This is a genomic window from Pseudomonas sp. P4_C4 (assembly GCF_056402055.1).
The window spans coordinates 1-22,326 of the sequence record NZ_JBFUID010000002.1 but is presented as its reverse complement, the minus strand read 5'-3'; the positions used below and the strand labels follow the sequence as shown (position 1 = coordinate 22,326).

Annotated in this window: 24 protein-coding genes; 18 read left to right on the top strand and 6 right to left on the bottom strand. The window is 60.7% G+C overall.

Features of this window, described 5'->3' with window-relative positions:
* Positions 1 to 104: 104 nt before the first annotated feature.
* The 6 genes from AC1DXW_RS01625 to AC1DXW_RS01600 all read left to right on the top strand — a co-directional run bounded on the left by AC1DXW_RS01625 (position 105) and on the right by AC1DXW_RS01600 (position 5,412).
* Positions 105 to 968: a YicC/YloC family endoribonuclease gene (locus tag AC1DXW_RS01625; protein ID WP_477752265.1), complete on the top strand. Its 864-nt coding sequence runs from the start codon at positions 105 to 107 to the stop codon at positions 966 to 968.
* A gap of 12 nt (positions 969 to 980) precedes the next feature.
* Positions 981 to 1,601 carry a guanylate kinase gene (gmk, locus tag AC1DXW_RS01620; protein ID WP_046038947.1) on the top strand — a complete coding sequence of 207 codons (621 nt, stop codon included), beginning with the start codon at positions 981 to 983 and terminating at the stop codon, positions 1,599 to 1,601.
* 167 nt (positions 1,602 to 1,768) lie between these two features.
* A complete protein-coding gene (gene rpoZ / locus AC1DXW_RS01615; RefSeq protein ID WP_007921129.1) occupies positions 1,769 to 2,032 on the top strand; it encodes a DNA-directed RNA polymerase subunit omega in 264 nt (87 codons plus the stop codon).
* 57 nt (positions 2,033 to 2,089) lie between these two features.
* Complete coding sequence (spoT, locus tag AC1DXW_RS01610) at positions 2,090 to 4,195, top strand: bifunctional GTP diphosphokinase/guanosine-3',5'-bis pyrophosphate 3'-pyrophosphohydrolase (protein WP_477752264.1); 2,106 nt, start codon at positions 2,090 to 2,092, stop codon at positions 4,193 to 4,195.
* Positions 4,196 to 4,223: 28 nt separating this feature from the next.
* Positions 4,224 to 4,604, top strand: a complete 381-nt coding sequence (locus AC1DXW_RS01605) for a RidA family protein (RefSeq protein ID WP_003229509.1) — start codon at positions 4,224 to 4,226, stop codon at positions 4,602 to 4,604.
* A 67-nt stretch (positions 4,605 to 4,671) separates the two neighbouring features.
* Positions 4,672 to 5,412 (top strand): hypothetical protein, encoded by a 741-nt coding sequence (locus tag AC1DXW_RS01600; RefSeq protein ID WP_477752263.1) that lies wholly within the window; start codon positions 4,672 to 4,674, stop codon positions 5,410 to 5,412.
* Between the two features lie 65 nt (positions 5,413 to 5,477).
* On the opposite strand, the gene AC1DXW_RS01595 is transcribed toward AC1DXW_RS01600, so the two are convergent.
* The gene (locus AC1DXW_RS01595) at positions 5,478 to 6,335 is read right to left on the bottom strand and encodes an SDR family oxidoreductase (protein ID WP_477752262.1); all 858 of its coding nucleotides are present in this window, start codon (positions 6,333 to 6,335) and stop codon (positions 5,478 to 5,480) included.
* A gap of 188 nt (positions 6,336 to 6,523) precedes the next feature.
* Between AC1DXW_RS01595 and exbB the strand changes: the two genes are divergently transcribed.
* The 6 genes from exbB (at position 6,524) to AC1DXW_RS01565 (ending at position 13,314) form a co-directional block, all read left to right on the top strand.
* Positions 6,524 to 7,453 carry a tonB-system energizer ExbB gene (gene exbB, locus AC1DXW_RS01590; protein WP_477752261.1) on the top strand — a complete coding sequence of 310 codons (930 nt, stop codon included), beginning with the start codon at positions 6,524 to 6,526 and terminating at the stop codon, positions 7,451 to 7,453.
* Positions 7,454 to 7,459: 6 nt separating this feature from the next.
* On the top strand, positions 7,460 to 7,888 hold the full coding sequence (gene exbD / locus AC1DXW_RS01585; RefSeq protein ID WP_007975187.1) for a TonB system transport protein ExbD: 429 nt from the start codon (positions 7,460 to 7,462) through the stop codon (positions 7,886 to 7,888).
* Complete coding sequence (locus AC1DXW_RS01580) at positions 7,885 to 8,634, top strand: energy transducer TonB family protein (RefSeq protein WP_477752260.1); 750 nt, start codon at positions 7,885 to 7,887, stop codon at positions 8,632 to 8,634. The genes exbD and AC1DXW_RS01580 overlap by 4 nt, the downstream gene beginning before the upstream one ends.
* A gap of 186 nt (positions 8,635 to 8,820) precedes the next feature.
* A complete protein-coding gene (locus AC1DXW_RS01575; RefSeq protein WP_477759731.1) occupies positions 8,821 to 9,750 on the top strand; it encodes a LysR substrate-binding domain-containing protein in 930 nt (309 codons plus the stop codon).
* A gap of 9 nt (positions 9,751 to 9,759) precedes the next feature.
* Entirely contained in the window at positions 9,760 to 11,835 is a 2,076-nt protein-coding gene (gene recG / locus AC1DXW_RS01570; RefSeq protein ID WP_223460471.1) for an ATP-dependent DNA helicase RecG, read from the top strand.
* Between the two features lie 78 nt (positions 11,836 to 11,913).
* Entirely contained in the window at positions 11,914 to 13,314 is a 1,401-nt protein-coding gene (locus AC1DXW_RS01565) for an aminoacyl-tRNA deacylase and HDOD domain-containing protein (RefSeq protein WP_477752258.1), read from the top strand.
* Positions 13,315 to 13,411: 97 nt separating this feature from the next.
* On the opposite strand, the gene AC1DXW_RS01560 is transcribed toward AC1DXW_RS01565, so the two are convergent.
* Positions 13,412 to 13,795 carry a hypothetical protein gene (locus AC1DXW_RS01560; protein ID WP_008018281.1) on the bottom strand — a complete coding sequence of 128 codons (384 nt, stop codon included), beginning with the start codon at positions 13,793 to 13,795 and terminating at the stop codon, positions 13,412 to 13,414.
* 387 nt (positions 13,796 to 14,182) lie between these two features.
* On the opposite strand from AC1DXW_RS01560, the gene AC1DXW_RS01555 reads away from it, so the two are divergent.
* The gene (locus AC1DXW_RS01555) at positions 14,183 to 14,575 is read left to right on the top strand and encodes a DUF6124 family protein (protein ID WP_477752257.1); all 393 of its coding nucleotides are present in this window, start codon (positions 14,183 to 14,185) and stop codon (positions 14,573 to 14,575) included.
* Between the two features lie 89 nt (positions 14,576 to 14,664).
* On the opposite strand, the gene AC1DXW_RS01550 is transcribed toward AC1DXW_RS01555, so the two are convergent.
* From AC1DXW_RS01550 to AC1DXW_RS01540, 3 genes are all read right to left on the bottom strand, one after another.
* A complete protein-coding gene (locus tag AC1DXW_RS01550; protein ID WP_003195589.1) occupies positions 14,665 to 14,940 on the bottom strand; it encodes an HU family DNA-binding protein in 276 nt (91 codons plus the stop codon).
* A gap of 194 nt (positions 14,941 to 15,134) precedes the next feature.
* Positions 15,135 to 16,283: an NAD(P)/FAD-dependent oxidoreductase gene (locus tag AC1DXW_RS01545; RefSeq protein ID WP_477752256.1), complete on the bottom strand. Its 1,149-nt coding sequence runs from the start codon at positions 16,281 to 16,283 to the stop codon at positions 15,135 to 15,137.
* Positions 16,284 to 16,301: 18 nt separating this feature from the next.
* A complete protein-coding gene (locus AC1DXW_RS01540; RefSeq protein WP_477752255.1) occupies positions 16,302 to 16,472 on the bottom strand; it encodes a rubredoxin in 171 nt (56 codons plus the stop codon).
* 200 nt (positions 16,473 to 16,672) lie between these two features.
* On the opposite strand from AC1DXW_RS01540, the gene AC1DXW_RS01535 reads away from it, so the two are divergent.
* Positions 16,673 to 17,236 (top strand): chorismate--pyruvate lyase family protein, encoded by a 564-nt coding sequence (locus tag AC1DXW_RS01535; protein WP_477752254.1) that lies wholly within the window; start codon positions 16,673 to 16,675, stop codon positions 17,234 to 17,236.
* A complete protein-coding gene (gene ubiA, locus AC1DXW_RS01530) occupies positions 17,236 to 18,126 on the top strand; it encodes a 4-hydroxybenzoate octaprenyltransferase (RefSeq protein ID WP_477752253.1) in 891 nt (296 codons plus the stop codon). Before AC1DXW_RS01535 ends, ubiA begins: the two co-directional genes overlap by 1 nt.
* A 74-nt stretch (positions 18,127 to 18,200) precedes the next feature.
* Here the strand turns inward: ubiA and AC1DXW_RS01525 are convergent, their stop codons facing one another.
* Complete coding sequence (locus AC1DXW_RS01525) at positions 18,201 to 18,584, bottom strand: COG4315 family predicted lipoprotein (protein ID WP_477752252.1); 384 nt, start codon at positions 18,582 to 18,584, stop codon at positions 18,201 to 18,203.
* Between the two features lie 152 nt (positions 18,585 to 18,736).
* Between AC1DXW_RS01525 and phoB the strand changes: the two genes are divergently transcribed.
* The 3 genes from phoB (at position 18,737) to AC1DXW_RS01510 (ending at position 22,252) form a co-directional block, all read left to right on the top strand.
* On the top strand, positions 18,737 to 19,426 hold the full coding sequence (gene phoB, locus AC1DXW_RS01520; RefSeq protein WP_003229608.1) for a phosphate regulon transcriptional regulator PhoB: 690 nt from the start codon (positions 18,737 to 18,739) through the stop codon (positions 19,424 to 19,426).
* A gap of 75 nt (positions 19,427 to 19,501) precedes the next feature.
* Entirely contained in the window at positions 19,502 to 20,788 is a 1,287-nt protein-coding gene (gene phoR / locus AC1DXW_RS01515) for a phosphate regulon sensor histidine kinase PhoR (RefSeq protein ID WP_477752299.1), read from the top strand.
* Between the two features lie 123 nt (positions 20,789 to 20,911).
* The gene (locus tag AC1DXW_RS01510) at positions 20,912 to 22,252 is read left to right on the top strand and encodes a hemolysin family protein (RefSeq protein ID WP_477752251.1); all 1,341 of its coding nucleotides are present in this window, start codon (positions 20,912 to 20,914) and stop codon (positions 22,250 to 22,252) included.
* Positions 22,253 to 22,326: the final 74 nt, after the last annotated feature.

The window sequence follows — 22,326 nt, the reverse complement described above, 5'->3', positions numbered from 1 at the left end:
ACTGCGCTACAATCCTGCGCCTTTGCTGCCAGTCGGCTTTAATTCATTGATATCGGATTCCCGGAACCTCGGTTCGGTGCCGATCTGCATTGCGAGGTACCGCCATGGTGCACAGCATGACCGCCTTCGCCCGCGTCGAAAACGCCGGCGTCCAGGGCACCCTGAGCTGGGAGCTGCGGTCGGTCAACAGCCGCTACCTGGAACCCCACCTGCGCCTGCCGGAGTCCTTTCGCGACCTCGAGGGCGCTGTTCGTGAAGCCCTGCGCCAGGGTATATCGCGGGGCAAGCTCGAATGCACCCTGCGCTTCACCGAAGAAAACACCGGCAAAGCGCTGCAAATCGATCAGGAGCGCGCCGCGCAACTGGTCGCCGCCGCCGAGACCATCGCCAGCCTGATCAAGAACCCGGCCGCGCTGAACCCGCTGGAAGTCCTGGCCTGGCCCGGCGTACTGGTAGGCGACGCAATCGACCCGCAAGCCTTGAACGCCGAAGCGCTGGCACTGTTCAATCAGGGTCTCAAGGAACTGAAGGCCGGCCGCGAGCGCGAAGGCGCGGAGCTGGCGCGGCTGATCAACGAGCGCCTGAGCTCCATCGAAGAAGACGTGGTGACCTTGCGCGAACTGGTCCCGCAAATGCTCGCCACCCAGCGCCAGAAAGTCCTCGACCGCTTCGCCGACATGAAGGCCGAGATGGACCCGCAGCGCCTGGAGCAGGAAATGGTCATGCTCGCGCAAAAAAGCGACGTCGCCGAAGAACTGGATCGCCTGAGTACTCACATCATCGAAGTTCGCCGGGTGCTCAAATCCGGCGGCGCCGCCGGTCGGCGCCTGGACTTCCTGATGCAGGAACTCAACCGCGAAGCCAATACACTGGGCTCCAAAGCCTTCGACCCGCGCAGCACCCAGGCTGCGGTCAACCTCAAGGTGTTGATCGAGCAGATGCGCGAACAAGTGCAGAATATTGAGTAAGGCTACCCCGACATGACACACAGCACCGGCACCCTGTACATCATTTCCGCCCCTTCGGGCGCGGGCAAGAGCAGCCTGGTCAAGGCCCTGACCGACGCCAATCCGGAGATCCGCGTCTCGGTCTCCCACACCACCCGCGCCATGCGCCCCGGTGAAGTGAATGGCGTGAACTATCACTTCGTCGACCGCAGCGAGTTCGTGAAGATGATCGAACACGGGGATTTTCTTGAGCGCGCCGAAGTGTTCGGCAATCTCTACGGCACGTCGCAAAGCCACCTGCAGCAGACACTGGACGAAGGCCACGACCTGATTCTGGAAATCGACTGGCAAGGTGCCGAGCAAGTGCGCAAGCTGATGCCTCAGGCCCGCTCGATCTTCATTCTGCCACCGTCATTGCAGGCCCTGCACCAGCGCCTGACCAATCGCGGCCAGGACAGTGACGAAGTCATTGACGGCCGGATGCGCGAAGCCGTCAGCGAAATGAGCCACTACGTCGACTACGACTACCTGATCATCAACGACGATTTCGCCCACGCGCTGCACGATCTGAAGGCGATTTTCCGCGCCAATCAGCTGATTCAAAAGCGTCAGCAGCAGCGTCACGGCAAATTGCTGGCTGAATTGCTCGGTTAATCAGCTCTTCCCAAAACCGCTGCAAGGGCTTTACATTGGCACTTGCAGCGCGTTGTGGGGCTTGGTCAAAAAATCAGCGCTTCCCTAATCGCTGGTGATTTTTTAAACTGTTGAGTCCGCTCGCCCATCCGGGCAGCGCGCATATTGCATTTGCTACGAGGAAGACCATGGCCCGCGTAACCGTTGAAGACTGCCTAGAACACGTGGATAACCGCTTTGAGCTGGTCATGCTCTCTACCAAGCGTGCCCGTCAACTGGCCACCGGGGGCAAAGAGCCGAAAGTAGCATGGGAAAACGACAAGCCTACCGTCGTCGCCCTGCGCGAAATCGCTGAAGGCCTGATCGACTACGCAGCTATCGCCGAAGCCGAAATCGTTGAAGATGAACCGCTTTTTGCTGCATTCGAGGACGAGTCCAACGAGGCCGTCTAAGCCTATGCCTGGTCGACGTAGCACGGCGCGGGATAAAAGCTTACGGCAGGAGATATCATGCCGAGCATAGACGCCCTCGCCGATCGCTTATCGACCTACCTCGGCAACGACCAGGTCAACCTGGTCCGCCGAGCGTATTTCTACGCCGAACAAGCCCACGACGGCCAACGCCGCCGTAGCGGCGAGGCGTACGTCACGCACCCACTCGCGGTTGCGAATATTCTTGCCGACATGCACATGGACCATCAGAGCCTGATGGCTGCAATGCTGCATGACGTGATCGAAGACACCGGTATCGCCAAGGAAGCGCTGCAAGCGCAGTTCGGCGAAACCGTGGCCGAACTGGTCGACGGGGTCAGCAAACTGACCCAGATGAACTTCGAGACCAAGGCCGAGGCACAAGCCGAAAACTTCCAGAAAATGGCCATGGCCATGGCCCGCGACATTCGCGTGATCCTGGTCAAGCTGGCCGACCGCCTGCACAACATGCGCACCCTGGAAGTGTTGTCCGGCGAAAAACGCCGACGCATCGCCAAGGAAACCCTGGAAATTTATGCGCCCATCGCCAACCGGCTGGGCATGCACGCCATCCGCATAGAATTCGAAGACCTCGGCTTCAAGGCCATGCACCCGATGCGTTCCGCGCGGATCTACCAGGCGGTCAAACGCGCCCGGGGCAACCGCAAGGAAATCGTCAACAAGATTGAAGAGTCCTTGAGCCACTGCCTGGCCATCGATGGCATCCAGGGCGAGGTCAGCGGCCGGCAGAAACACCTCTACGGCATCTACAAGAAAATGCGCGGCAAGCGTCGGGCCTTCAACGAGATCATGGACGTCTACGCGTTCCGGATCATCGTCGACAAGGTCGATACCTGCTACCGCGTGCTGGGCGCTGTACATAATTTGTACAAGCCACTGCCGGGACGCTTCAAGGATTACATCGCGATCCCCAAGGCCAACGGCTATCAGTCGCTGCACACCACGCTGTTCGGCATGCACGGCGTACCGATCGAGATCCAGATCCGCACCCGCGAAATGGAAGAGATGGCCAACAACGGCATCGCCGCCCATTGGCTGTACAAGTCCAGCGGTGACGAGCAGCCGAAAGGCACTCACGCCCGCGCCCGCCAGTGGGTCAAAGGCGTGCTGGAAATGCAGCAACGCGCCGGCAACTCACTGGAATTCATCGAAAGTGTGAAGATCGACCTGTTCCCGGACGAGGTCTACGTGTTCACGCCCAAAGGCCGGATCATGGAGCTGCCCAAGGGCTCTACGGCGGTCGACTTCGCTTACGCGGTACACACCGACGTCGGCAACAGCTGCATCGCCTGCCGGATCAATCGTCGACTCGCACCGCTGTCCGAACCGCTGCAAAGCGGCTCCACGGTCGAGATCGTCAGCGCTCCCGGCGCGCGGCCGAACCCGGCCTGGCTCAACTTCGTGGTCACCGGCAAGGCGCGCACGCACATCCGCCACGCACTGAAGCTGCAACGCCGCTCCGAATCCATCAGCCTCGGCGAACGCCTGCTGAACAAGGTCCTCAACGGTTTCGACAGCGCGCTGGAGAAAATCCCGGCCGAACGCGTCAAGGCCATGCTTATCGAGTACCGTCTCGAACTGATCGAAGATTTGCTCGAAGACATCGGTCTGGGCAATCGCATGGCCTATGTGGTGGCCCGCCGACTGCTGGGCGAAGGCGAACATTTGCCAAGTCCGGAAGGCCCGCTGGCGATTCGCGGCACCGAGGGCCTGGTGCTCAGCTACGCCAAGTGCTGCACGCCGATCCCGGGCGACCCGATTGTCGGTCACCTGTCTGCCGGCAAAGGCATGGTCGTGCACCTGGATAATTGCCGCAACATCAGCGAAATCCGGCACAACCCGGAAAAATGCATCCAGCTCTCGTGGGCCAAGGATGTCACCGGCGAATTCAACGTCGAGCTGCGCGTCGAGCTGGAGCACCAGCGCGGCCTGATCGCCCTGCTGGCCAGCAGCGTCAACGCGGCCGACGGCAATATCGAGAAAATCAGCATGGACGAACGCGATGGTCGCATCAGCGTGGTCCAGTTGGTGGTCAGCGTGCACGACCGCGTGCACCTGGCCCGCGTGATCAAGAAACTGCGCGCCTTGTCCGGGGTGATTCGCATCACCCGCATGCGTGCATAGCTCGCCAACTCATTACAAGGAGTCATACATGACCAAGACTGTTATCACCAGCGACAAGGCCCCGGCCGCCATCGGTACTTACTCCCAGGCGATCAAGGCTGGCAACACCGTTTACATGTCGGGTCAGATTCCCCTGGACCCAAAAACCATGGAACTGGTTGAAGGCTTCGAAGCCCAGACCGTTCAGGTGTTCGAGAACCTCAAGGCCGTGGCCGAAGCCGCTGGCGGTTCGTTCAAGGACATCGTCAAGCTGAACATCTTCCTCACCGACCTGAGCCACTTCGCCAAGGTCAACGAGATCATGGGCAAGTACTTCGACCAGCCTTACCCTGCCCGCGCCGCCATCGGTGTAGCAGCCCTGCCAAAGGGTTCGCAGGTTGAAATGGATGCCATCCTGGTCATCGAGTAATGCGTGCGGCGCAGCCCAAGGCTGCGTCGACTGCTCTGCTGTAAAGAAAGTTTGAAAGGATTCCACCATGCGCAACGCGCTTGCTCTCTCGCTGCTCGCCCTGTTCCTGGGCGGATGTGCCAGCAACCCTGCCGACCGTGACATCAGCGGCACCTGGATCAACCAGATGGCGATTGACGCTGCATCCAAAGGTGTCCCCCTGCGCGAAGCGCTCCAGGCCAATGGCCCGAACCTGGAATGGGACATCAACACCAAGGCTGGTCAGGCCCGCTACACCAACGGTTTTGAAAATGTCGACGGCAAGCTGCTGGGTGAAGAGTCCGGCGCCTGGAAAGTCGACTTTTATGGCAGCTCGGCCAGTGAGTTGAAGCGTGACGGCAAGCAACTGAGCCAGTCCGCCAGCGACAATGAGCCTGAGCAAGTCTTCGACCGCGTACAGATCCAGGTACCGGATGGCGCACCGATGGGCGCCAGCTTCGAACGTGCGCTGTATTCAGCCTACATGGGCGGCGGCTGGACAATCGTCAACGGCCCAGGCGAAGGCAACACGGTTCAATTCCAGGCCGATGGCCAGGTGACCGGCCTGCCAGGCAGCGACCGCTATGCGCTGTGCCTGGCCGGCGATTGCGCATCCATGAGCGGCGGCAACGACAACATGTGGCTGCAACAAAATGGCCAGGGCAACGCCTGGATCTTTGCGCGAAAGGGCAAAGAGCTGGAGATTTTCCAGACCGTGAACACGGCGCAGGCTGACGAGATGCCCTCGTTTACGCCGGGCGAGCGCAAGTGGTTGCTCGAGAAGCAATAACCTACGCATAACCCATGTGGGAGCGGGCCTGCTCGCTCCCACAGTTGTTTCAGGGTGCCTGAAGGTCAGCAGCGCCCTTCAATGATCGCCGCATACCCCTCGCGAAAACTCGGGTACTTCGGCGTCCAGCCCAAGGCTTTAGCCCGCGCATTACTGCAGCGTTTGCTGCCAGTGCGACGCACGCTGTCGTCATCGGCCCATTCAGTCACACCCAGATACTCACGCAACCAGCCCACCACATCGGCCAGCGCTGCCGGTGCGTCATCGACGCCGATGTAGATATCATCCAGCGCCACACCACGTCGATCCGCCTCAAGCAGGCACGCTATCAACCCCGCGGCATCGTCCGCATGAATCCGGTTGGCATACAACGGTGGTTCGACCGCTACGCGATAACCCCGGCGCACCTGCGTCAGCAGCCATTCACGGCCAGGGCCGTAAATGCCGGTCAAGCGCACGATACTGGCCGGAATGCCGCTTTTAAGGGCAAGTTGCTCGGCTTCGAGCATCACACGTCCGGAATAACCTGCCGCCACGGCTGGCGAAGTTTCGTCGACCCACTCGCCCTCCTGTTGCCCGTAAACACTGCTACTGGAAACAAACAACAGGCGATTGGGCACCTGCCCGTAGTCGTTCAGCCACTCCAGCACATGCTCCAGGCCCTGGACATAGGCAGCACGGTAACCGGCTTCATCGTGATCGGTGGCCGCCGCGCAATACACCAGGTAATCCACGGCGCCAATTGGCCAAGTGGCCGGGCAATCTTTGTTGAACAGGTCACCAGCAACACCGATAACGCCGTTGGGCAGGCGTGAAACGTCGCGTCGCAGACCATGGACCTCCCACCCCGTCGCCAGCAATTGTGTGGCCAGGCGGCTGCCGACATCACCGCAGCCGGCGATCAAAACAGTAGGCGCAGACATCAGAAAACTCCCATCGGAAAGCCACAGACTAGCGCCGGCAATAGATAGGCGGCTAGCAATGCAGGAAAAAAAGAGACGCTATTACTTCTGTTAACAAGAATTAATTGCAATAATGCGCCCCACTTTTGTTCTCGGCCTTTCGAGGCCTGGAAGAACATCACCCGTTTTTTCTCTCAGGTCCGGCCAGCATGACACGTAATCAATTCTCCGCTTCGCCAACCAAACGACCTCGCGCCTGGAGCGCGGTGGCCGCCCTGCTCCTCAGCCTGATGCTCGCGCCAGTCGCCGCTTTCGCCGATGCCCAGGCGCCAGCCACACCAGCCGCCACCGCACCTGCTCCGGCCGATCACGCCACACCGGCAGAAACGCTGGGTGAAGACGCCCCTGAAGTCCTCGAAGCCGACAACACTCTGGGCATGGCCCATGACCTGTCGCCGTGGGGCATGTACAAGAACGCCGACATCATCGTAAAAATCGTGATGATCGGCCTGGCCATCGCCTCGATCATCACCTGGACCATCTGGATCGCCAAGGGTCTTGAGCTGATGGGCGCCAAGCGTCGTCTGCGCGGTGAAATCGCCCAACTGAAAAAATCCGCCTCCCTCAAGGAAGCCAGCGCCACTGCGGCGAAGGAAGGCACCCTGGCCAACCTGCTGGTGCACGACGCCCTCGAAGAGATGCGCCTGTCGGTCAACAGCCGCGAGAAGGAAGGCATCAAGGAACGCGTGAGCTTCCGTCTTGAGCGCCTGGTCGCGGCCTGCGGTCGTAACATGAGCAGCGGCACCGGCGTACTCGCCACCATCGGTTCCACTGCCCCGTTTGTCGGCCTGTTCGGCACCGTTTGGGGCATCATGAACAGCTTCATCGGCATTGCCAAGACCCAGACCACCAACCTCGCCGTCGTCGCTCCCGGCATCGCCGAAGCCCTGTTGGCTACCGCGCTGGGCCTGGTTGCAGCGATCCCTGCGGTCGTGATCTACAACGTCTTTGCCCGCTCCATTGCCGGTTACAAGGCTCAGGTGTCCGACGCGTCGGCACAGGTCCTGCTGCTGGTCAGCCGCGACCTCGACCACCAGCCTGAGCGCAGCTCGCAACCGCACATGGTGAAAGTGGGGTAATCGGCCATGGGCCTGCATTTGAAAGAAGGGGCAGACGACGATCTGTCCGAAAACCACGAAATCAACGTCACGCCGTTCATCGACGTGATGCTGGTGCTGTTGATCATCTTCATGGTGGCGGCCCCACTGGCCACCGTGGACATCAAGGTCGACCTGCCCGCCTCGACCGCCAAGCCGGCGCCGCGGCCAGAGAAACCGGTGTTCCTCAGCGTCAAGGCTGACCAGCGCCTGTTCCTCGGCGAAGACGAGGTGAAAGCCGAAGCACTCGGCGCCACGCTCGACGCCAGGACCCAGGGCAAGAAAGACACGACGATCTTCTTCCAGGCCGACAAAGGCGTGGATTACGGCGACCTGATGAGCGTGATGGACAACCTGCGCTCCGCCGGTTACCTGAAGGTGGGTCTGGTCGGTCTCGAGACGGCAGCCAAGAAATGATCACGACGCGCCATAAGCTGACGCGTTACAGCGGTAGCCTGGCAGTAGTGCTGGGTGTTCACGCGCTGGCCATCGCGCTGGCGCTGAACTGGTCCGGCCGTCCGCCCATCGAATTGCCCCCTCAGGCAATGATGGTCGAACTGGCACCGGTTCCTGCCCCGCCACCGCCTGCTCCGCCGAAGGTCGTCACCCCGCCGCAGCCACCGGCTCCGGTTGAAGAACTGCCGATACCCAAGCTCGCCGAAGCGCCGAAAGCTGAAATTGCCGTGCCCAAGCCGGTCAAACCCAAGCCGAAGCCGCAGCCGCCCAAGCCGGTAGAGAAGAAACCCGAACCGCCGAAAGAAAAGCCGGCCGAAGAGAAACCAGCCGAAACGCAACAGACTCAAACGCCAACGGAGAAATCCGCCCAGCCTGCGCCCGGCCCTTCGTCAGCTCAACTGGCGGCCAAGGCCAACTGGCAAGGCACCTTGCTGGCGCACCTGCAGAAGTACAAGAAGTACCCTGCAAGTGCCCAGGCGCGGGGCAAGGAAGGCATGAACCGTCTGCGTTTCGTCGTGGATGCCGAAGGCAATGTGTTGTCGTTTGAGCTGGTCGGCGCCTCGGGCACTGCCGATCTGGACCGGGCCACCCTGGAAATGATCCGCCGCGCTCAACCGCTGCCCAAACCACCGGCCGACATGCTGACCAATGGCTCCATCGAAATTGTTGCCCCCTTTGTTTACTCGCTGGAAAAACGCCGGCGTTAACAATCAAAAGATCGCAGCCTTCGGCAGCTCCTACACAGGTTGATGTAATCCCTGTAGGAGCTGCCGAAGGCTGCGATCTTTTTTGCCTTTCGCATTGCCCGGTGTCACTCGACACGTACAGTCTGATAACGTGCGTCTATCGATTGCAGCCGGTATGCTTGGCCCGCAACTTCATGGACGCTTGCTATGACTCTTACAGAATTACGCTACATCGTTACCCTCGCCCAAGAGCAGCACTTCGGCCACGCGGCCGAGCGTTGCCACGTCAGCCAGCCGACCCTTTCGGTGGGCGTGAAAAAGCTTGAAGACGAACTCGGTGTGCTGATTTTCGAGCGCAGCAAAAGCGCCGTGCGCCTGACCCCGGTCGGCGAAGGCATCGTCGCCCAGGCGCAGAAAGTGCTGGAACAAGCCCAGGGCATCCGCGAACTGGCCCAGGCCGGCAAGAACCAACTGACCGCCCCTCTGAAAGTCGGCGCGATCTACACCGTCGGGCCGTACCYGTTTCCGCATCTGATTCCGCAACTGCACCGGGTCGCCCCGCAGATGCCGTTGTACATCGAAGAAAACTTCACCCACGTGCTGCGCGACAAACTGCGCAACGGCGAGCTCGACGCGATCATCATCGCGCTGCCGTTCAATGAAGCCGACGTGCTGACCCTGCAACTCTACGACGAGCCGTTCTACGTGCTCATGCCAGCGCAGCACCCGTGGACGCAAAAAGATTCCATCGACGCCAGCCTGCTCAACGACAAGAGCTTGCTGCTGCTCGGCGAAGGTCACTGCTTCCGCGATCAGGTACTGGAAGCCTGCCCGACCCTGACCAAAGGCAACGACGGCGCCAAGCACACCACGGTGGAATCCAGTTCCCTGGAAACCATTCGCCACATGGTCGCATCCGGCCTGGGTATTTCGATCCTGCCGTTATCGGCAGTCGACAGCCATCACTACGCCCCCGGCGTGATCGAAGTGCGCCCGCTCTCGGCACCCGTACCCTTCCGCACCGTGGCCATTGCCTGGCGCGCCAGCTTCCCGCGTCCGAAAGCAATCGAGATTCTCGCCGACTCCATTCGCCTGTGCTCGGTGGCCAAGCCAGCGGCACAAGTCGCTGCGGGCTAAGCAACGGTCATGAGCGAGTTGTCGCAAGTGTCGGTGACGGCACTCAAGGGTGTCGGCGAAGCCATGGCCGAGAAACTGGCCAAGGTCGGCCTGGAAAACCTCCAGGACGTGCTGTTCCACCTGCCCCTGCGCTATCAGGACCGCACCCGTGTCGTCCCGATTGGCGCATTGCGACCCGGACAGGACGCGGTCATCGAAGGCACCGTCAGCGGCGCCGACGTGGTCATGGGCCGTCGGCGCAGCCTGGTGGTTCGACTGCAGGACGGCACCGGGGGCTTAAGCCTGCGTTTCTACCATTTCAGCAACGCGCAAAAAGAAGGCCTCAAACGCGGCACGCGGATTCGCTGTTACGGCGAAGCGCGGCCCGGTGCTTCGGGGCTGGAGATCTACCACCCGGAATACCGCGCCATCACTGGTGACGAACCGCCGCCGGTGGATGAAACCTTGACCCCGGTCTACCCGCTCACCGAAGGCCTGACCCAACAGCGCTTGCGCCAGTTGTGCATGCAGACCCTTACCCTGCTCGGCCCCAGCAGCCTGCCCGACTGGCTGCCGAACGAACTGGCCCGCGACTACCAATTGGCGCCGTTGGCCGATGCGATCCGCTACCTGCACAACCCGCCCGCCGATGCCGATGTCGATGAGCTGGCCCTCGGTCACCACTGGGCGCAGCACCGTCTGGCCTTCGAAGAACTGCTGACCCATCAATTGTCGCAACAGCGTCTGCGCGAAAGCATGCGCTCCCTGCGTGCACCAGCGATGCCCAAAGCCACCCAACTGCCGGCCAAATACCTGGCCAACCTCGGCTTCAACCCGACCGGCGCCCAGCAACGGGTCGGCAACGAAATCGCTTATGACCTCAGCCAGCACGAACCGATGCTGCGGCTGATCCAGGGCGACGTTGGTGCCGGCAAAACCGTGGTTGCTGCCCTCGCTGCACTGCAAGCGTTGGAGGCCGGTTATCAGGTCGCCCTGATGGCGCCCACCGAGATTCTCGCCGAGCAGCACTTCATCACGTTCAAGCGCTGGCTCGAACCACTGGGCATCGAAGTCGCGTGGCTGGCCGGCAAGCTCAAAGGCAAGAACCGCGTGGCTGCGCTGGAGCAAATCGCCAGCGGCACACCGATGGTGGTTGGTACTCACGCGCTGTTCCAGGACGAAGTGCAATTCAAGAACCTCGCGTTGGTGATCATCGACGAGCAGCACCGCTTCGGCGTGCAGCAGCGTCTGGCCTTGCGGCAGAAAGGCGTCGGCGGGCGCATGTGCCCGCATCAATTGATCATGACCGCCACGCCGATTCCGCGCACGTTGGCGATGAGCGCCTACGCAGATCTCGACACCTCGATCCTCGACGAACTGCCACCGGGCCGAACCCCGGTCAACACCGTGCTGATCACCGACACCCGGCGGGTCGAAGTCATCGAGAGGGTGCGTAGCGCCTGCGCCGAGGGGCGTCAGGCCTATTGGGTTTGCACACTGATCGAAGAGTCGGAAGAGTTGACCTGCCAGGCCGCCGAAACCACCTATGAGGACCTCACCGCAGCCCTCGGCGAATTGAAGGTCGGGCTGATCCACGGCCGCATGAAGCCTGCAGAAAAAGCCGCGGTGATGGCCGAGTTCAAGGCCGGCAACCTGCAACTGCTGGTCGCGACCACGGTGATCGAAGTGGGCGTGGACGTACCCAACGCCAGCCTGATGATCATCGAGAACCCCGAGCGCCTGGGTCTGGCGCAACTGCACCAGTTGCGCGGCCGCGTCGGCCGGGGCAGCGCCGTCAGCCATTGCGTGCTGCTCTACCATCCGCCGCTGTCGCAAATCGGCCGTCAGCGCCTGGGCATCATGCGCGAAACCAACGATGGTTTCGTCATCGCCGAAAAGGATCTGGAACTGCGTGGCCCCGGCGAAATGCTCGGCACCCGGCAAACAGGTTTGCTGCAATTCAAGGTCGCCGACCTGATGCGCGATGCCGATTTGTTGCCCGCCGTACGGGATGCCGCCCAGGCATTGCTCGAACGCTGGCCGACCCACGTCAGCCCGCTACTCGACCGCTGGCTGCGTCACGGGCAGCAATACGGCCAAGTGTAAGCACCGTCGCAGTTTCCGGGCCATGGGTTTGAGCAAGCTGGTTATACTCCTGCAATTGTTTTGAAACGGATACTGTCCATGACCGAAGTTGCCCTCGCACCCGCCACCCCGCACGCTCCGTCGGTTATTCGGCTGATGCTGGGCAAGTTGGCCATTGCCTACGAAGAAGTGCTGGACCATCACGGCCTCAATGCCGCGCGCAAAGTGCAGGCCGTTCTGCTGGATGACAGCGTCGGCGCGTTGATGGTGTTGTTCCCGCAGAGCCAGTTGCTCGACCTCAATCGCCTGACCGAACTCACCGGTCGCCGCCTCACTGCCGTACCCGTCGAACGCCTGGAAAAAATGCTCGGCAAGCACAACCTGAGTCTGTTGCCCGGCCTGCCGGCGCTCACCAGTTCGCCGTGCCTGTACGAAGAAAGCCTGCTGCGCGAACCAAAGCTGCTGGTCAATTCCGGTGAGCCGGGCGTGCTGCTGGAAATCTCCAGCGAAGACTTCAAGACCATGCTGACCAAGGCCAGCGCCGCCAACTTCGGTGAAAACCTGACCAGCATCCGTCCCAACCTCGACCGCCCCGATGACGACCGCGAGGAAATCACCCAGGCCGTCCAGGCGTTCACTGCTCGGCGTATCCAGCAGCGCCTGGAAGCGACCATCGAGATTCCACCGCTGGCCGAAACCGCGCAAAAAATCATCAAGCTGCGCGTCGACCCCAATGCCACCATCGACGACATCACCGGCGTGGTCGAAACCGACCCGGCGCTGGCTGCACAAGTCGTGAGCTGGGCCGCGTCACCGTACTACGCCTCACCGGGCAAGATCCGTTCAGTGGAAGACGCCATCGTGCGCGTGCTGGGCTTCGACCTGGTGATCAATCTGGCGCTGGGCCTGGCCCTGGGTAAAACCCTGAGCCTGCCCAAGGACCACCCGCAACACTCCACGCCGTACTGGCAGCAATCGATCTACACCGCCGCCGTCATCGAAGGCCTGACCCGCGCCATGCCGCGCGCCCAGCGCCCGGAAGCCGGCCTGACCTACCTGGCCGGCCTGCTGCACAACTTCGGCTACCTGCTGCTGGCCCACGTGTTCCCGCCGCACTTCTCGCTGATCTGCCGCCACCTGGAGGTTAACCCGCACCTGTGCCACAGCTTTGTGGAACAACACCTGCTGGGCATCAGCCGTGAACAGATCGGCTCGTGGCTGATGCGCTACTGGGACATGCCTGAAGAACTGGCTACCGCCCTGCGCTTCCAGCACGATCCACACTACGACGGCGACTTCGCTGAGTACCCGAACCTGGTCTGCCTGTCGGTGCGCCTGCTGCGCAGCCGAGGCATCGGCTCCGGCCCCGACGAAGACATCCCCGACGCCCTGCTCGAACGCCTTGGCCTGAGCCGCGAAAAAGCCAACGACGTGGTCAGCAAAGTCCTCGAGGCCGAAATGCTGCTGCGCGAACTGGCTTCGCAGTTCACCCAAGGCTGAAAAGCATCGCGAGCAAGCTCGCTCCCACAGGATTTAGGTGATCCCTGTGGGAGCGGGCTTGCCCGCGATGAATATCACTCGGTCTACCTGAAAGACCTCAAGCCTTGGGCTTGGCCTTCTTCGGCTTCAAATACTTGGTCAGCCCCTGGAACCAGATCACTAGCGCCGGGTTGCCCTTGATCTGAATCGACTTGTCCTGAATCCCCGTCATGAACGCCAGTTGCTTGTTCTTCGCCTGCATCGTGGCAAAGCCATAAGCAGCATCCTTAAAGGCAATCGCAAACGCAGGCTCGGCATGCACACCCGATTGGCTGGTGATGCGCTGGTCCTTCACGCGGAAATGCCGCGCCACTTTCCCGTCCAGGGTCTGCAGCTGAAACACCAGGTCCTTGTCACCCAACTGCTGCTGAAACGCCGGATTAGTCCGGCTGGCCTTACCCATCAACAAACCCAGCATCCACAGCAGAAAACGAAATTTCATGTGCACAGCCTCAAGAGAAAAATGAACGGCCGGAGCAGTTTAACGGCTTCAGCTGATAACACCAGTATCCAGCTGCATTAGGAGAAGATCATTACCATTACCTGCACGATGACTACCAAGTCACAATTATCAACACATCACTCCGGCCACTCCACACGCCACTTCTGTACCTGAAGAAACACATTCTGTAGGAGCTGCCGAAGGCTGCGATCTTTTGATCCCCCCACCCTACAAACCTATCGGAAACCTCCTTCAAAATGCTGCGCTATACATGAACTAGGCGAATTTTGAATTCATCGATAACCTCTGATCGTCACCACCAAAAACGGCGACCGGATGTGCAAGTCCGAAATCGGGAGCAAACTTCTTAACCAAGGATTTACACCAATGACTCCGATGCCCGACGCATCCGAAAACGAAGCCACATCCCCCTACGAATCCCTCGATTCCAAAAAACTCCACGAAGCCGCCGAACGCGCCCAAGATCACTATCTCGCCCCACCAAAACAAACACCAACGAAACGCAGCGGCCAACTCTTCAGTGTCTGCCCGGACATCAATACCGAAGCACTCCTGGCCAACGCCTCGGAAGATCTGCTGTCCATCAGCGCCATCGCCGCTGACCTGGCCGATGATGTAGACGGCTCGCGCCGCTCAGTAGCCCTGGCGATCAGTCGCATGGCTGAAGGGACGCATTTGCTGGTAGAGCGGGCGCTGGATCATCTGGATGAGCCGCAAATGGCGGCGATTCTCGCCAAGCAACAAAGCGGGCTCGGCTGATTCGCCACCCACAAAAAATGGGCACCCAACCCTGGTTGGCGTGCCCATTTTTTATTCCACTCCCCCGCTACGCGAGAGGTGAAAACGGCTTACGGATTAACGCTGTCTTTCAACGATTTGCCTGGCTTGAACGCAACGGTGTTGCTGGCCTTGATTTTGACGGGTTCGCCGGTTTGCGGGTTTTTGCCGGTACGGGCACCGCGATGGCGTTGCAGGAAGGTACCGAAGCCCACCAGCGTCACGCTGTCTTTGCGGTGCAGAGCACCGGTGATTTCTTCAAGAACGGCGTTGAGAACGCGGTTGGCTTGTTCTTTGGTGAGGTCTGCTTTTTCAGCAATGGCTGCAGCGAGGTCTGGTTTACGCATGTGAGTGAAGCCCCTTTGACGGTTTGTTGTTGTTATGTCCGTGCTGCTCTCTGCGGAACAGCGCCAAAAGCGCCGCAGGTGCTCTACTCTGCGGCAGACGGGAGTGAGGATGGCACGCAGTGAGGCCCCGCGCCAGTATCGGCGCGGCCATTGTTAGGGCAAAAGGGGGGTGATTCCGACAGAACGACCGGTATTTACGCCAACAGAGCCGGAAGCTCTTTGTTCAGGGCCAGTTTTTCCATCACGGCGGCACCGGTGAGGGCGTAACCGAGCAGCTTGCCCGCGGCATCGCGGCATAACACCTTGATGTCGGCGCCCTGCCCTTCGACTGTCCAGATGCCCTCTGCGCCCCGTGGCGGCGGGGATACCACCAACGGGCAGACCGGGGTTTTGACGGTGATCGGCATCGGGCCATAGGTGACGGCGGCCGGATTGCCGGCGAGGGTTTGCGCCAACGCTCGCGCACAGCTCATCAGGGGCATCACGTATAGCAGGTTCAGCCCGTCGACCTCGGCGCAGTCGCCCAGGGCGTAGATGTTGGCGTGGGAGGTTTTCAGGTGCCGGTCGACCATGACGCCGCGGTTGACCTGTAAACCGGCCGCTGCCGCGAGGTCGACCCGTGGGCGCAGGCCAATGGCCGAGACCACCACGTCGCACGGGATCACCTGGCCATCGGACAGGTGCGCTTCCAGGCCTTCCGCCACGCGCTGCAGGCGGTTGAGCACCGGCCCGAGGTGGAAGCGCGCGCCGAGGCTTTCGAGGCCAGCCTGCACGGCAGCCGCGGCCGCCGGGTGCAACAGGGTCGGCATGACTTGCTCGCACGGAGCAACCAGTTGCACTTCGTAGCCGCCCAGGGTCAGGTCGTTGGCGAACTCACAGCCGATCAGGCCCGCGCCGAGCAGCAGCACGCGGCGCTTGCCGGCCGCCGCCGCACGGAAGCGTGCGTAGTCTTCCAGGTCGTTGATCGGGAATACGCAATCCGCCGCGTCGCCTTCAATGGGCACGCGCACGGTTTCGGCGCCCCAGGCCAGGATCAGGTCGCGGTAGATCACCGCTTCTTCACCGATCCACAGGCGCTTGTGGCCCGGGTCGATGCCGCTGATGCGCGTGTGGGTGCGTATTTCGGCCTTGAGCTGCTCGGCCATGGCGCCGGGTTCGGCCATGCTCAGGCCATCGGCATCCTTGTTTTTGCCGAAGCCGGTGGAGAGCATCGGCTTGGAGTAGGAGCGTCCGTCATCGGCGGTAATCAGCAGCAGCGGGGTTTCGCTATCGAGTTTGCGAAACTCGCGGGCCACGTTGTAGCCAGCCAGGCCGGTGCCAATGATGACGACAGGTGCGTTCATTCCTTACTCCTCAATTATTCAGGCAGCGATTTCGATCATTTCAAAATCCATTTTGCCCACACCGCAGTCCGGGCACAGCCAGTCTGCCGGCACGTCTTCCCAACGAGTGCCCGGCACAATGCCGTCATCCGGCCAACCGTCGGCTTCGTTGTAGATCAGGCCACAGACGATACATTGCCACTTTTTCATTCAGATACTTCCTCAGGGTTCAGGCGTTTTGCCGGCCGGACGGTCGATGGTTGTAGCACTGCCGTCCAACTCAGCGCGTTTTGTACTGATCGGGGCCGCTGGATGCAAGCCTGTTCGGCGCAACGGCAGGCCATTTCAATCGATATCGGCGGCTGACATGTTAAGCTCGCCGCCTCATTTGCTGCCAATAATGACTCATTGTGCATCACACAGAATCTCCCTCTCCAGCTCCTCTCTGGCTCTCGCGCAGCGAACTGGCGCCCCTCCCCGATGCCTCCACCCTCGACTGGCTGTTCGACGAAGGCTCGCTGACCAGACGTCTGATTCATCTGTCGAATGATGCCTTCAGCGTCTCGCCGATGTTCGAAGGCTGGCAACCCCTGCGTGCCGACGAATGCGCAGCGCTGGATCTGGCCGAAGGCAGTGAGGGTTGGGTGCGTGAGGTGTATTTGCGCGGTCACGGCCAGGCGTGGGTGTTTGCGCGCAGCGTGGCGTCACGCAGTGCATTGCAAGGCGACGGCTTGCACATGGACGAACTGGGTAGCCGCTCGCTGGGCGAATTGCTGTTTTGCGATCATGCCTTCCAGCGCCGGGCCATCGAGGTTTGCCATTATCCGCAAGCGTGGCTGCCCGCCGAGGTGCAATCGCCTGAGCTGTGGGGCCGCCGTTCGCGTTTTGACCGTGGCGCGCTGAGCGTGCTGGTGGCCGAAATTTTCCTGCCTTCCCTCTGGGACGTCGCCTGCGCCCAATCGGAGAATCGTTGATGTACCAAAGCCTGCTCAAGTCCTTGAACCGCTTGAACCCTCGGGCCTGGGATTTCATTCAGCTGACGCGCATGGACAAGCCGATCGGCATTTACCTGCTGCTGTGGCCGACGCTGTGGGCGCTGTGGATTGCCGGCAAGGGTTCGCCGTCCCTGGCCAACATTGTGATTTTCGTCCTCGGCGTGGTGCTGACCCGCGCCGGCGGCTGCGTGATCAACGACTGGGCGGACCGCAAGGTCGATGGCCATGTGAAGCGTACCGAACAGCGGCCGCTGGTGAGCGGCAAGATCAGCTCCAAAGAGGCGCTGGTGTTCTTCGCATTGCTGATGGGCGTGAGTTTCCTGCTGGTGTTGTGCACCAATGCCGCAACGATCTGGCTGTCGTTGGGCGGCCTGGCGCTGGCGTTCAGTTACCCGTTCATGAAGCGCTACACCTATTACCCGCAAGTGGTGCTGGGCGCGGCGTTTTCCTGGGGCATGCCGATGGCGTTCACTGCAGAAACCGGTGAACTTCCGGCTGTCGCGTGGCTGCTGTGGATCGCCAACCTGATGTGGACCGTGGGCTACGACACGTATTACGCGATGACTGACCGCGATGACGACCTGAAGATCGGCGTGAAATCCACGGCGATTCTATTCGGCGATGCAGACCGGGTGATCATCCTGACTTTGCAAGGCTTGGCGCTGGGCTGCTTGTTGCTGGCCGGGTCGAAGTTCGAGCTCGGTGGCTGGTTCCATCTCGGTTTGCTGGCGGCAGCGGGCTGTTTTGCGTGGGAATTCTGGTACACCCGAGGCAAAGACCGGATGCGTTGCTTCAAGGCGTTTTTGCACAATCACTGGGCGGGATTGGCGATTTTCGTCGGGATTGTTCTGGACTATGCGTTGCGTTGACCGTTGACCGTTGACCGTTGAAAAGATCGCAGCCTGCGGCAGCTACTACCGAAGGCTGCGATCTTTTTGCGATGTTACATATGCTCGTGAACGACGTGCCAGACGTCTTTCTTCTTGTCGCCCTTCATTTCTCCGGCTTTCTTGTCGTCCTTGTAGTAGTACAGCGGCTTACCGCCATAGGCCCATTGCATCATGCCATCGTCACGCTTGACGACTGTCCATTTACCTTCAGCCTTGGCACCCGCCGGCGCCATCATTGGCGGCCAGTATTCGGCGCACTCGCCGTTGCACATCGACTTGCCATCCTTGTCCTTGTCGTACGTGTACACAGTCATGCCCTTGTGATCGACCATCATGCCGTCTTTCATCATCGCCGGGTCGGCGGCAAAGGCCAGTGTCGGCAGCGTTAACGCAGCAGTGACCAGCAAAGCCTTCCAGGATTGAGCAATGTAGTTCATGGAAACCTTCCTTTTGTGGTTGTCAGGATTCGGAATTAGAGCTTAGTCCAGGTTCGCTACAATCGCAGGGCAACTAAAATACTGTCACACGACTGCAATAATTCCGTTATCTAATGCGGCGCAAGACAGTTAAATGACAAGAGGATTAAGGCATGGTTGGCAGGAGCATTCTGATCGTCGACGACGAAGCGCCCATTCGCGAAATGATCGCCGTTGCATTGGAAATGGCCGGCTATGACTGCCTGGAGGCTGAAAACTCCCAGCAGGCCCACGCCATTATCGTCGACCGTAAACCGGACCTGATCCTGCTCGACTGGATGCTGCCCGGCACGTCCGGTATCGAACTGGCCCGTCGCCTCAAGCGCGATGAACTGACCGGGGACATCCCGATCATCATGCTCACCGCCAAGGGTGAAGAGGACAACAAGATCCAGGGCCTGGAAGTCGGCGCCGACGACTACATCACCAAGCCGTTTTCCCCACGTGAGCTGGTGGCGCGCCTGAAGGCCGTGCTGCGCCGTGCCGGTCCGACCGATGGCGAGGCACCGATCGAAGTCGGCGGTCTGCTGCTGGACCCGATCAGCCACCGCGTGACCATCGATGGCCGTCCCGCCGAGATGGGTCCCACCGAATACCGCCTGCTGCAATTCTTCATGACCCACCAGGAGCGCGCCTACACGCGTGGCCAGTTGCTGGATCAGGTCTGGGGTGGCAACGTCTACGTCGAAGAGCGTACGGTTGACGTGCACATTCGACGCCTGCGCAAAGCCCTCGGCGATGCTTACGAAAATCTGGTACAAACCGTGCGCGGCACTGGCTACCGGTTCTCGACCAAGGCCTGATGATCGCAGCGGTTTCACTTTCAAGGACGTATTTTTTTCGTGAACCAAAACTGGCATGGCACCCTGATTCGCCACATGCTGCTGCTGGTCACCGCCTGCCTGGTGATCGGCCTGATCACCGGCTATTACGGCTGGAGCCTCGCCGCAGGCCTGGGTCTTTACCTGGCCTGGACCCTCAAGCAATTGCTGCGTCTGCACGAGTGGCTGCGCCTGCACAAACCCGATGAAGCACCGCCCGACGGCTACGGCCTGTGGGGCGAGGTATTCGACAGCATCTATCACCTGCAACGCCGCGACCAACGGGTTCGCGGGCGCCTGCAAGCGGTGATCGACCGGGTTCAGGAATCCACCGCCGCGCTGAAAGACGCGGTGATCATGCTCGACACCGACGGCAACCTGGAATGGTGGAACCGCGCCGCCGAAACCCTGCTGGGCCTCAAGACGCCACAGGACAGCGGCCAACCGGTGACCAACCTGGTGCGCCATCCGCGCTTCAAGGAATACTTCGAGCAAGACAGCTACGCCGAGCCGCTGGAAATCCCCTCGCCGACCAACGACCGCGTGCGCATTCAGCTGTACATCACCCGCTACGGCAACAACGAACACTTGATGCTGGTGCGCGATGTGACGCGCATCCATCAGCTTGAGCAAATGCGCAAAGACTTTATCGCCAACGTGTCCCATGAACTGCGCACACCGTTGACGGTGATCTGCGGTTACCTGGAAACCTTGCTCGACAACGTCGACGAGGTGAACCCGCGCTGGAGCCGTGCCTTGCAGCAGATGCAGCAACAAGGCGGACGCATGCAGACCCTGCTCAACGACCTGTTGTTGCTGGCCAAGCTGGAAGCCACCGATTATCCGTCGGACAACCAGCCGGTGCCGATCGACGGCTTGCTGCAATCGATCAAGAGCGATGCGCAGCAGTTGTCCGGCCAGAAAAACCAGAAAATCATCCTGGAAGCCGACCCGACGATTCTGCTCAAGGGCAGCGAGGCTGAGTTGCGCAGTGCGTTTTCCAACCTGGTGTTCAACGCGGTGAAATACACCCCGGCCGAAGGCAATATCCGAATTCGCTGGTGGGGCGATGACCAGGGAGCGCACCTGAGTGTGCAGGACTCCGGGATCGGCATCGATGCCAAACACCTGCCGCGCCTGACCGAACGCTTCTATCGCGTCGACTCCAGCCGCAACTCCAACACCGGCGGCACGGGCCTGGGGCTGGCAATCGTCAAACACGTTTTGTTACGTCATCGGGCACGGATGGAAATCAGCAGTGTACCGGGCCACGGCAGCACCTTTACTTGCCACTTTGCCCCGGCTCAGGTCACCAAATCACGGGTTATCAGCACCGCCGATTGATACCGGCCAGCACGCGCCACTAGGCAACCGCCAAGTCAGCCGCTACATTGGCTGACTTGCGCCTGCCTTTCAGGCGCGGTTTTTACTTCTCTCTTGAATATACGGAACCCGCAAAACTCCATCATGGACCCTTCCCCTGGCTTGACCCTCGCTACAATTTTCGCCGACTTCGGCATGATTCTTTTTGCTCTGATCCTGGTTTTGCTCAACGGTTTTTTCGTTGCGGCGGAATTTGCCATGGTCAAGCTACGCTCGACCCGAGTCGAGGCCATCGCTGACAAAAACGGCTGGCGCGGGCACATCCTGCGCACCGTGCACAGTCAACTCGATGCTTACCTGTCTGCCTGCCAATTGGGTATCACCCTCGCCTCCCTGGGCCTGGGTTGGGTCGGTGAACCTGCGTTTGCCCACATTCTTGAGCCGGTGTTGAGCGCGGTCGGAGTCGATTCGGCCGAAGTCGTCAAGGCGGTATCGTTCTTCACCGCGTTCTTCATCATTTCCTACCTGCACATCGTGGTCGGCGAACTGGCCCCGAAATCCTGGGCGATCCGCAAGCCCGAATTGCTGTCGCTGTGGACCGCCGTGCCGCTGTACCTGTTCTACTGGACCATGTACCCGGCCATCTACCTGCTCAACGCCAGCGCCAACACCATCCTGCGCATTGCAGGGCAAGGTGAACCCGGCCCGCATCACGAGCATCACTACAGCCGTGAAGAACTGAAACTGATCCTGCACTCCAGCCGTGGCCAGGACCCGAGTGACCAAGGCATGCGTGTATTGGCCTCGGCGGTGGAGATGGGCGAACTGGAAGTGGTCGACTGGGCCAACTCCCGGGAAGACCTGGTCACCCTGGAGTTCAATGCACCGCTCAAGGAAATCCTGGCGTTGTTCCGTCGCCACAAATTCAGCCGCTACCCGGTGTACGACAGCGAGCGCCAGGAGTTCGTCGGCCTGCTGCACATCAAGGATCTGCTGCTGGAACTGGCGGCGCTGGACCACATTCCCGAGTCGTTCAACCTGGCCGAACTGACCCGCCCGCTGGAGCGCGTGTCGCGGCACATGCCGCTGTCGCAGCTGCTGGAGCAGTTCCGCAAGGGCGGCTCGCACTTCGCTGTGGTCGAAGAGGCCGACGGCAACATCATCGGCTACCTGACCATGGAAGACGTGCTGGAAGTGCTGGTGGGCGACATCCAGGACGAACACCGCAAGGCCGAACGCGGGATCCTCGCGTATCAGCCGGGCAAACTGCTGGTGCGGGGCGATACGCCGCTGTTCAAGGTTGAACGACTGCTGGGCATCGACCTCGACCACGTCGAAGCCGAAACCCTTGCCGGACTGGTCTATGAGAGCCTCAAGCGCGTTCCGGAAGAGGAAGAAGTGCTGGAAGTCGAAGGCCTGCGGATCATCATCAAGAAGATGAAAGGGCCGAAGATCGTTCTGGCCAAGGTGTTGATGCTGGATTGATGCGATTCGTTAAACCGCATTGATCCCAAAAGATCGCAGCCTTCGGCAGCTCCTACAGGGTGTACACATGACCC